This window comes from Lentibacillus kapialis (assembly GCF_014646635.1).
GTDB classification, from domain to species: domain Bacteria; phylum Bacillota; class Bacilli; order Bacillales; family Amphibacillaceae; genus Lentibacillus; species Lentibacillus kapialis.
Window position 1 is genome coordinate 21,537 of record NZ_BMNQ01000041.1, and the last position, 11,343, is coordinate 32,879.

The following is an 11,343-nucleotide window of genomic DNA, read 5'->3' on the forward strand; positions in this document are numbered from 1 at the left end:
ATCTACACTTCTCTGATGAAATTTTCAATTAGTTCATAGATCTGTTCTCTTCCTGATTTGAATGGTTTCGGCTGAAAAGCCTCAATTTGCCGGATAACATCCTCAAGCCGCGTATCTTCTTCCCAGCTGAGCATATGGCCTTGTCCTGCCAATGCGGATACAATCTGCAGCTGATGATCATCATTATGCTCACCATATTTGGAAAGACGGGGGCAGGCAATAACATGCTTTGCTTTTCTTAATCCCATGATAATGGAGCCTGTACCGGCATGGGTGATGATCAGCCGTGCTTGTTCATACAACAGATCCATTTCTTCAAAGCTGACAAATGGTTTCAGAATCAGGTTGTCACTTTGATAAGCCGTATGACCGTGCTGGACAATCACATCTTCTTGAATGATGCCATCGGTTTTTAACCGTTCCACTTCATTCAATAATCTGGTGAAGGGCAATTCGTGCGTGCCCAATACAACTAATATCAATAGATTGACCCCCCGTAAACTGAATTTGGATAAATTCTTTGCATGGATTTCCACTGGACGATGAATAAATCGGCAATCGGATAAACCATTTTTCCTGATAATGTCGGGCTATCGGTTTTCGCAAAGCTCTCAATGAAGATGATTTTTTTCCGGAAGAGCTTTGCGATATAACACATGGGTACAGCGGTATGCGCACCTGTCGTGATAATCACATCAGGTCGCCTGTGCAAAAATATGCAAAGGGCTTTCACCATGTTGAATGAAAACTTAAATAGATACCGGAATACATAATTACGGGCGCCATAAACAAGCATGGAAACCGGGTATTTATCCTTCAAGTCTTTGGTGACAGCACATTTTTCGGTCACGATATGGTATTGATAGTTTTTAAACAGCGGTTCAAGCTGCAATAGCTGGGTTAAATGTCCCCCCACTGATGAAATGAGGAGCAATTTTTTTTGGTTCAACTGGATTCAGCTCCTATTAGAGGTTGTATGATCGATAATAGTGCGCAATCAGCCGCCCGATCAGTTTTTCCTGATCGTACGTTTCAGCTTTTGCCTCCCCATTTGCAACCAATTGTTGCTTTAGGTCTGTTTCTTTAAGAACCCGCTCAATTCCCCGCCTTAACGATACTCTATTTTTCGGTTTGACCAGTATACCGCAATCCCCACTAAGCAGATAATGCAGTCCGCCGACATCACTGCCGACGACAGGGGTATGACACGACATGGCTTCCAATGCCACAAGCCCGAAGCCTTCCATATATGATGGAATGACAAACACATCTGCCGCCGCCATCCATCGTGCGACGTCACGCTGCTTCATCGGTGGGTGGATATGGCTGTTCTGTATGTCTTCACGTGCCATTTTTTCTCGTATTTGGTTAGCAAACGCCGGATCTTTCCGGGCACCGATTAAGTGAAGCTCTAAACTAGGGGTTGTTCCTTTCAAGTCATGACAGGCGCTTATCAGTTCATCAATACCTTTTGCCTCTATAATATTGCCGACAAATAATATGACGGTTGCTGAAGACGGCAGGTGTACTAATTTACGCGCGTGTGCCTGACTGATTGGCTTGAAAATCTGACGGTCAACGCCCATGTTTAAAACGGTTATTATCTCCTCGCTGACGTCAAACGTACCCATCATATCTTGTTTCAGTTTTTCACCAACAGCAATGATGAAGTCAGCTTGATGCAACACATGCTTTGTCTGCCTGAAAAAGAATGGGCCCTTTTTTGCCATCTTATCCAGATCCCCACCATGAGCCGTGACAATGACCGTGGTGCGGAATAGCTTTTTAAATAACAGCGCCAGTTTTCCGCTCGGGTACACGTAATGGGCATGAATGATATCATAGTGCCTGCCTTTCATAAGCATGATAAGTAGTACGCGCATGATTAGAAATGCATATTTTACAACGACAGCCGGCTTGTTTATGCGCGGATCTTTAATAGCTGCGACATCGACATGAAACCCCCGGTCCTTGAGCGCTTTCACCTGATTTTCCACGAAGATGCCAAAACCGGTATGAGCTTTACTGGGATACATTGTACTGATTACTAATATTTTCTCCACCTTACCCGCCCCCTTATACATTGTTTTTCACGCAACGGGCTGTTTTGCGAGCGCAAACAAATATCCGATAAAGACCGCCAAATAAATGCTTACCGCTGGTGATGACAATACATGACCTGCTGTAAACGCACTGCCGAACCCTAAAGCGACGGATACGCCTGTGAGTATGATGGGCACGTTAAGGGTTTTCAGGTGATATGTGCACACATTCACCAAAATCCGATAACCGATCAAGATCAATGGCACTATTAATAGGAAAAAGCCGATTAGACCGAAATTAAAATACCAGTCCAAAAAATCCATTTCGATTAACTTAGGTTTAATAGCGTAGTTTCCCCCAATACCCATTCCGAATAATTTTTGAGAGACAGGCGCTTCCCGGTACTGTTCCATTATGTCGTTTAAAAAGTCCTTCCTGCCGCTCAGCAACGTTTGTGTCGTCTGTTTTCCCCCGGCAGTATCAGCATCTTCGGAGCTCCTATCCTGGTTGGCGATCGTTGTTCCAAACGCGAGGTCCAGATTATTGCCAATTGGCGTAATCGGTGTTATCACGATAGTTACTGCCAGTAATACTGCAAGAATGACGACATTGGACCAATTCTTTTTGTTATAAATGGCTTTTAACATAAAAACCGAAATAGACGTCACCAGCACAATCAGGACGGAGCCAAAGCTGACTTTCGTGCCTACCGTCAACATAGCCCACATGATAAGACCCATAGCCGGCCATAACAGCATTTTCATACGTGGTGATCGTTGTTGAAGCATGTACAATATGATAATACTGAAGCCCATTCCCAGAATGACGCTCAATTCGTTGCCCGAATAAAACCAACCTGAATGACCCTCTTTAGCCAAAGCACCATAACTCCTGAAACCACTCTTTGTCATACTCGCCAGCAACATAATGACCGCTATAAATATCATATTGATCCAAACAACTGACTGGATGCGTTTCTGCCAATACTTGTATTTTGAAAATGACGGGAGCACAAACATATAAACAAGCAGCATTACCATAAAGAAAACTGTTTTGATACTATACGTCAGTTCAAGCGACATGCTAAACGGTTCTTTGACCATATAATTAGTCGCAAGATGCGCCGTCATAAACATTCCGAGTATTATCAGATAGATGAGCGCTGCTTTGTTTCCCGGTCTATCCGGTAAGCGTAATATGTATCCTGCACCAGCGACCATAACAAGTCCCCGCAGGATCGTTGAAAGTGGAATGCTAAAATATGCCAATACATCCAGGGCCGGCTGCAGCAGGATAAAATAGATGAAATATTTCTCAATGCCGTGTATATTCGTATGTTTTTGTTTACGAAAGGCCATGAAGCCGACCCCTTTCTGCTGTTGTCCAGGATGGGTAACGTCTATCCTAGTATTTGACAGTCCGGGGTATTTTAAAACAGGAGTCTGTTAAAGACTTCAATCCTGTCATTAGAAAAACTTGGCATTCGCCTCGTCCTATAGCGAGTGCCGAAGTTTTTCTTATAAGGTCATCCATAATTTATACTTTCTGACGTTACGAAAAAAGATGCCCTTGATAAGGCATCCTCAACTGTTTGGATGTATTGTCGGACGGCCGATTGAATAATAGGCAATACCGCTTTCGCTCATCCGGTCCAGCGAAAAGCAGTTTCTGCCATCAAAGATGACCGGATCAGCTAAATGGTTTTTAAAGGATTCGAGCGGATAGTCTTTAATTTCCTGCCAGTCAGTTATAATAACAGCACCATCAGCATTTGCCAATGCCTCATCGATTGTGTTGGCATAATTCACTTCTCGTGGCAAAATGTTTTTGGCATGTTCAGTTGCGGCCGGATCAAATGCATTCACATCCGCACCGCTCATCATCAGCTTTTTTATCAAGGGGATGGACGGTGCATTCCGCATATCATCTGTGCCCGGTTTGAATGCCAATCCCAGTATGGCAATCGTTTTGCCGGTAAGGTTCCCTAATCTTTTCTGAACTTTTTCTACTAAAATGTTCGTTTGGCGTTCATTGACATTCTGAACACTTTCCAAAATCGACAATGGGCAACCCAATTTTCGCCCATATGACATGATAGCACTCAGATCCTTTGGAAAACAGGAGCCGCCATATCCTGCGCCGGGACTTAAAAAATGGTTGCCGATGCGCCGGTCCATGCCGATTCCTTGTGCTACATCCTCCACATTTGCATCTGCATGCTCACAAAGGTTGGCTATTTCATTAATGAAACTGATTTTAGCTGCTAGAAACGCGTTGGACGCATACTTTATCATCTCCGCACTTCTCAGATCCGTCTTGATAATAGGAATGTTAAACGGCCGGTAAAGCTCTTCAACTGTTTGCATGGCTTCGGAGTCTTCACCGCCTATCACTATACGATCACCATGAAACGTGTCATGAACAGCTGATCCCTGGCGTAAAAACTCGGGAGCAGCGATAATGCTGACAGACATACCACATGCGGCTTGTTCAATATAGTGTTTGATCTGTTCATTGGTACCAATTGGGACCGTGCTTTTCGTGACAATAATTGTATGCTCATGCAAGTGCGGGGCAATCGCCCTGCAAGCAGAAAAGAGTGCTGACAAATCTGCTGAACCATCATCATTTTGCGGTGTTCCGACTGCCAGTAAAATAACGTCTTTGCCGGTTATCCCTTTTTGATAATCTGTTGTGAAGTGTAATCGTTTTCGTTGAAGATTCGTCTGTAATAATTCTCCCAAACCTTCTTCATAAATCGGGGGCCGTCCGTTTTGCAAGCCAGTGATTTTATCCTTATCAATATCAACACATGTGACGCTATTTCCTGCATGTGATAAGCATACACCTGTTACAAGCCCGACATAACCGGTACCGATGACAGCAATATTCACGGTTTTCCTCCCACCTAACGTAATAATTAGTCAATCCTATAGTCATGTTTATGTGCTGAGGTAGTGTTATAGTCATGAACAGCAGGATTCGTGAAAATAGGTAATCGGAATAAATGCTTATCAGGGTAGCATTACTTGTGCTCATGTATCTAAAGGCATACCCTTTCGCTGCTCGAAACTGCGCCGGCTCGAGCTTCTTGGTCCTTTTTATCCTCTTTTTTGAACACGCACTTATATATAAACCATTTCCGCATCATCCCCAATATGGTAAGATAACACCAAATCTATTAATATGTGGAGAAGGTTGATATGAAAAAAATAACAGTAGGCGTCGTTGTTGCAATCGCACTGATAGGTGTTTTTCTATTTTTCCAAAACACGAAGACGGAAGAGGCTCAGCAAGATTCCGATAAAGCTACTGAAAAAAACAAGCAGTCCGAAACAGACAAAAAAGATAAAGATGATCCGGCATACAAATATCCACCGGAAAAAATCCCCTCGCTGTTGGATGAACAGAAAAAACTGGAAGCATCCATCTTGTCCGACAGTGAAGGCAGCACGTTGGATGACCCTTATGTGAAGCTTGACCCTTATAACCGAAGCCCATTAGCTGCCCTCGTCATTTTTAACACGGACAAGCCGGCAAAAGTTTCCTTTACGGTGCATGGAAAGGAGGATAAAGCAGATATCTCAAAATCCTTTGAGTACTATAAAAAACAGCATGAATTGCCTGTCCTGGGACTTTACCCTGACTATAGCAATACTCTTGAGATAAAAGCAGAAACCAAATCCGGTGAAACGATGACAAAGACCTTAACCATTACGACCGATGAATTGCCTGATTATATACCGGATATCACTATCAAAACAGCTGATACAACCAAAATGGACATCCAGGACACTGAACTGACCTTTGCGATACCGAGTACAAAATTTGTTTATGGCTTTGACGCTAATGGTGACATTCGCTGGTATGGGTCGGGATATAACAGTCATGTCTTCCAGGAATTAAACAATGGCCATCTATTATATTTGGGCAAAGATGATAACAGCGGCACTGCCTATAACCGTTTGTTCGAAACAGACTACATGGGGAAATTGTATAATGCGTTTAAGATAAGTAAAAAGGCAGCTCACGCAGAAGCAAAAGGCATGGAGTCAACTCTTATACATCATGACGCAGCTGAACTACCATCGGGCAACCTGATCCTGACCGTTAATGACGGTGAAGGGGAATACATGGAAGATACCATGATTGAAATCGATCGGGAAACCGGTGACGTTGTAAAACAGATTGATTTAAAAAACATGTTCCCTGAGCAAGCTTATCAGGACTATGACAGCACAGAAGCTAAGGAAGGATTGACTGACTGGTTTCATCAGAATTCCGTCGTTTATGACAAACATGATAACAGCATCATTATCTCCGGACGGAACAGCGACACAGTAATGAAAATCGACTATGAATCAGAAGAAATTAAATGGATGCTGGCTTATCCCGAAGGCTGGAATGATGACATGCAGCAACACCTGCTCGAGGGACAGGGCGAGGATTTTAAATACCCGGGTGGACAGCATGATGCCAACATCCTCCCTGATTTTGATAACAATCCTGACACGCTTGATTTACTGCTGTATGACAATAATGTTGCTGTCACACGGGGCGATGAGGACCTGTCCAAACAGTTCAGTGCCGCCACTCATTACCGGATTAATGAAAAAACGAAAGAAGCGGAAGTAATCTGGACTTATGGGAAGGAACGCGGCGAGGCTTTTTTCACCAATATTATCGGCAGTGCCCGCTATCAGCAAAATACGGGAAATGTGCTGGTCGACTTTGGTCATGTTGATTCCGGTGACCAAAGCAACATTGTGGAAGTGACACACCATGAAGATTCCAAGGTTGTATTTGAAGCGGAAATAACGAACTTTCCTAAAGGAGCCTGGGTCTACCGTAGTGTCCGATACCCCCTTTACACAGATACTTGGGAAAATACGTTTAAATTAAGTGAATAAAGATGGTTATAATTATGAGACCGGACAAAAAGGAGTCCGGTCTTTAAACTGAAATCACCATGGAGGATGATAATGTGTCGGCAAAACGATCTCTCGCACTGATAGGTATATGTGCTTTTATATTAATAGCTGTTGTAAGACCGAAACGGGCCTTGGCACCGGCGACATCGAACACCAAAATCAGAGGTGTTCCGCTTTATTACCAGTATCCGGAGCTTCCGACGGGATGTGAGGCAACATCGCTTGCGATGCTGCTAAGCTGGGGGCTTGGTGAACACATCAGCAAATATACAATCGCAGATGCACTGCCTAAGGGTGCGAAAGTGCATGAAGCCGGTGGTGAATTGAAGGGCGCTCATCCGAATAAGGCATTTGTCGGGGACCCCTACACCGATTCGGATGACGGCAGTTTCGGCGTGTTTGAAGCTCCGATTTTGGAAACGCTGGAAACCTTCATGCCGGGATGCGGTATGGATCTGACGGGCAGCCCGTTTGAATCACTACTTGATATTGTCAAAACAGGGAAGCCGGTCATGGCCTGGACAACGCTTGAACAGCGTGAGACGTTTCACGGCAAAACGTGGCGTGATGAGGACGGCGATGTGATTGATTGGTACCAGAATGAACATGCCGTCGTAATGGTCGGGATTGATGGCGATGATTTGATAGCACATGACCCGCATACCGGTGAAGCAGAATATTATGACCGGAACCTGTTTGAACGGAACTGGGCATCACTGGGCAGGCGTGCTGTAACGCTTAGAACAAAAGACCAAATCCCCTGTTGAAAATTCTCCCCTGTTTGGTACTATTATCTTGAGAATATAATCTTAGATTTATATGAAAAAAGAAATGTTCGGAGGGATTCGATGAAAAGGACTTTTGTTGCGGGTTTTCTGGTAATATTTGTCTGTATATTGCTTGCTGCATGCGGATCAGATAACAAGACAGCTTCAAGTGAAGAAAAGCAGAAGGAAGAGCCCAAACAATCTAAAGAAGAAAAAACAAATGAGGAGAAAAGCCCTGAAGAAGATTTTAAAGTCGCGACCACTATTGAAGAAATTATCGAGCAGGATCCGGGGGAGTATGCAGACAATAAGTACAACGAAGCAGCGGTACACCGTGCGTTGGACGAAAAAAATTTTCAGGACAAAGACAGCTTTCAGGTGTATTCCCATTTACTGAGTCTGATGAGTGAGTCCGGCAAGTATAAAGAGTTTCACACATTTGCTGAAGAATTTAACCCGCAGATTGAAACCGCCGTATCCAAGACACCTGGCAGCATGAAGCTTGATAACGGTAAGACCGTGGATGGAACGGCAAATATCTCCATCCTTCTTGATGCAAGTGGTAGTATGGCACAAAAAGTCGGCGGTACGACCAAAATGAAACAGGCTAAAAAGGCTATCAACAACTTTGTTGCATCGATGCCTGAAGCCTCCAATGTCTCTTTGAGGGTATATGGCCATAAAGGCAGCAACGCCGACAGCGACAAAGAAATATCTTGCGACAGCACCGAAATGGTTTACGAATTGCAATCATATGATGAAGAAAAATTTGCCGATGCACTAGATAAATTCGAGCCAACAGGATGGACACCGATTGCCAAATCCATATCCGAAGCCAAAAAGGACTTTGAAAATGCTGAAGATGCTAGTCAAAACATTATCTATGTCGTCAGTGACGGCGTTGAAACATGTGGAGGAGACCCAGCCAAAGCCGCAAAGAAACTGCATGATTCTAATATCAAAGCGGTCGTCAATATTATCGGTTTTGACGTTGACAGCAATGGTCAGGAGCAATTGCTTAAAGTAGCCGAGGCAGGCGGCGGGGAATTTAAAACTGTAGACTCCGGCGATGACTTTAAGGAAGTCTGGGAAGATGAACGCGTTCGGCTTTATAATGAATGGAGCTCATGGAATGCCGACAATTATAATAATGTTTCCGGTGAGCAGACGGATAAAAAGAATGAATTATATGATAAAAAGGCAGATTTCATGAATTTGACCTATGATGAGGAAGGTCATCTTAAAGATACTGTGTATTACCTTGAGGACAATGAACAAATCAGTGATGAAGTCAGCGAAGAACTTATGAGTTTAATTAATCAGCGCCAGGGTATACTGGCAGATTATGAAGAAAAATTCAATTCGTTGTTGGAGACAGTTGAAGAAGAAGGCGATCAATTAAAAGAGAATATTAATGAAAAAGGCGATAAGATGAAAGAGAAATATGATAATAACTAAAGCACAACAGCCGAATTACAACGCATGCACAGAGCACCAAAAAGTCCGTAACTGATATTTAAGCAGCTCCGGACTTTCTATTTCTTAGCAGCATTAGAAAAAACTGGCACTCAATTTACAGTGAGTGCCAGTTTTTTTATATTTTAACGTCAGAAAGTATAAATTATGGATGACCTTATAAAAAAGCTTCGGCATTCGCTATAAGACGAGGCGAATGCCGAGTTTTTCTAATTCTAAAAGCAAAGAATCCCATTAACCGCGATTCTTCGCTTCAATTTTCGTATTGCCCAAAATCAAATAATTGAGTTCGTCTTTCGGTATTTCCTTCAGCTCTTTTCGGTTTGCCATATAGAACGTAACACCGAGGGCAATCCAGACAATAAGGGCGATGAAGGATTCCATACCGAGTGCTGCCGGTGACCCGGGGATCAGCAGCAATCCCAGAAATGTGATACTCGCGAGCATACCGAATGCGGCGAGGCCCTTTTTCGCGGGTGCGACAACGTGCTTTTTCGGATTGAACTGTTTGCCTTTTGACCGCTTGAATAAGGTAAATGCGGTGTAACAGGTATAGAAATAGGCAATGGTGACACCGACAGAGGACATATCGACCACCCATGTCAGCGCCTGGCGTCCGAACCACGGTGCCAGCATCGCCACGACAACCGTAAAGATAATGCCGACATACGGCGTTTTATATTTCGGATGCAATTTAGAAAAGGCTGACGGGATAATCTTCGCACGGGACATGGCAAACAACAGGCGGCTTGATGAAATGGTAAAGCCATTTAATCCTGTGAAAATCCCCATGGTGAGCGCGGTCACCAGGATAACCAGTCCCATATTGCCAAGCAGCCCTTGAATCGCTGCACCTGTCCCCCATGTTTCCTCCTGGGCAACGAGTGTCTGCCACGGTTCAATCATGGAGGTGGCTATCACCATCATGCTGTATAACAACGCAGCAAAGAAGATGGCCAAAATAATCAATGTGAAAGCTTTTCTGGATGAAAAATGGAATTCTTCCGCTGCCTGCGGGACATTATCAAATCCGACATATGCCCATGGTGCAATGGCAACAATGGAAATGATGGCTGCAAACGCCGTAGTGTCAGTCGGGAACAACGGCAGGACATTGGCAAGTCCCGATCCGGGCTCAGCACCGACCATGAACGTAATCACGATGACGCCAATCACCATAATTGAACAGAATACAAACTGCATGCGGCCTGACAGACTTGATCCTCTTATGTTGAAATAACCAAAAACACCTAGTAATACAGATGCGATGATGACTTCGGTAAAATAAACATCCCATCCTGCAATGGTATACATGTGCATCGTCTTAAGCAGTGAGGGAAAAACAAATTTAACCATTAATGCAAATGCGGATGCGTTTAACGCGACAATACATAAGTAGCCGAGCGTCAGAAACCATCCGCTGATGAACGCATGTGTGCGTCCTAAGCTGATATACGAATAAGCGAATTCCCCGCCTGATACCGGAAAACTTTTAATGAGAAACCCATAGCTCACAGCAATCAGCATCATCAGCAGTGCCCCGATGCTGAAGCCCAGGATGACCCCCAACGGACCAGCCGTTGACATCCAGGTCGTCGGCTGCACAAATGCTCCCCAGCCAATCGAGGAACCCAGAGCGATTGCCCAGACCCAATGTGGCTTCAATGATTGCTTCAATGTTGTACGCTCTTCCATGCTTCGTCTCCTTTGATGACCTCTTTTATCACACCCCTCCTTTATATCAAAATCCGCGTTTTTTCGCAAAATTCATTTGGATAGGAAAATGTACGGGATTGACCATGAATTCAGAGCATATAACTCTGATATGATGGTGAAAATGAATTACCGCCTATTTTGAGCAGAAATCGGGGTGTACTCGCGCGAAATCTCGGGGGTGTCGCGCGATTTCGGCGGGGGCTCGCGCGAAATCCCGGGGGTGTCGCGCGATTTCGGCGGGGGCTCGCGCGAAATCCCGGGGGTGTCGCGCGATTTCGGGGTGTGCTCGCGCGAAATCTCGGGGGTGTCGCGCGATTTCGGCGGGGGCTCGCGCGAAATCTCGGGGGTGTCGCGCGATTTTGGCGGGGGCTCGCGCGAAATCTCGGGGGTGTCGCGCGATTTCGGCGGGG

The 11,343-nt window shown here is 44.6% G+C and carries 10 protein-coding genes; 4 read left to right on the top strand and 6 right to left on the bottom strand.

Features of this window, described 5'->3' with window-relative positions; genetic code table 11:
* Nucleotides 1-2: 2 nt before the first annotated feature.
* The 5 genes from pssE to IEW67_RS12655 form a co-directional block, all read right to left on the bottom strand.
* A complete protein-coding gene (gene pssE, locus IEW67_RS12635; protein ID WP_188633441.1) occupies nt 3-482 on the bottom strand; it encodes a PssE/Cps14G family polysaccharide biosynthesis glycosyltransferase in 480 nt (159 codons plus the stop codon).
* Nucleotides 479-949, bottom strand: a complete 471-nt coding sequence (pssD, locus tag IEW67_RS12640; RefSeq protein WP_229671822.1) for a PssD/Cps14F family polysaccharide biosynthesis glycosyltransferase — start codon at nt 947-949, stop codon at nt 479-481. Before pssD ends, pssE begins: the two co-directional genes overlap by 4 nt.
* A 16-nt stretch (nt 950-965) precedes the next feature.
* A complete protein-coding gene (locus IEW67_RS12645) occupies nt 966-2,063 on the bottom strand; it encodes a glycosyltransferase (RefSeq protein WP_229671824.1) in 1,098 nt (365 codons plus the stop codon).
* 27 nt (nt 2,064-2,090) lie between these two features.
* A complete protein-coding gene (locus tag IEW67_RS12650; protein WP_188633443.1) occupies nt 2,091-3,401 on the bottom strand; it encodes an O-antigen ligase family protein in 1,311 nt (436 codons plus the stop codon).
* A 225-nt stretch (nt 3,402-3,626) separates the two neighbouring features.
* Nucleotides 3,627-4,937, bottom strand: a complete 1,311-nt coding sequence (locus IEW67_RS12655) for a UDP-glucose dehydrogenase family protein (protein WP_188633444.1) — start codon at nt 4,935-4,937, stop codon at nt 3,627-3,629.
* Between the two features lie 309 nt (nt 4,938-5,246).
* Between IEW67_RS12655 and IEW67_RS12660 the strand changes: the two genes are divergently transcribed.
* The 3 genes from IEW67_RS12660 to IEW67_RS12670 all read left to right on the top strand — a co-directional run bounded on the left by IEW67_RS12660 (nt 5,247) and on the right by IEW67_RS12670 (nt 9,199).
* On the top strand, nt 5,247-6,953 hold the full coding sequence (locus tag IEW67_RS12660; protein WP_188633445.1) for an aryl-sulfate sulfotransferase: 1,707 nt from the start codon (nt 5,247-5,249) through the stop codon (nt 6,951-6,953).
* A gap of 74 nt (nt 6,954-7,027) precedes the next feature.
* Nucleotides 7,028-7,741, top strand: a complete 714-nt coding sequence (locus tag IEW67_RS12665; RefSeq protein WP_188633446.1) for a C39 family peptidase — start codon at nt 7,028-7,030, stop codon at nt 7,739-7,741.
* Between the two features lie 81 nt (nt 7,742-7,822).
* Entirely contained in the window at nt 7,823-9,199 is a 1,377-nt protein-coding gene (locus IEW67_RS12670; protein WP_188633447.1) for a VWA domain-containing protein, read from the top strand.
* A gap of 252 nt (nt 9,200-9,451) precedes the next feature.
* On the opposite strand, the gene IEW67_RS12675 is transcribed toward IEW67_RS12670, so the two are convergent.
* Complete coding sequence (locus tag IEW67_RS12675; protein ID WP_188633448.1) at nt 9,452-10,912, bottom strand: APC family permease; 1,461 nt, start codon at nt 10,910-10,912, stop codon at nt 9,452-9,454.
* 175 nt (nt 10,913-11,087) lie between these two features.
* On the opposite strand from IEW67_RS12675, the gene IEW67_RS12680 reads away from it, so the two are divergent.
* Nucleotides 11,088-11,343, top strand: a 256-nt coding sequence (locus IEW67_RS12680) for a hypothetical protein (protein WP_229671826.1), incomplete at its 3' end; no start/stop codon positions are given.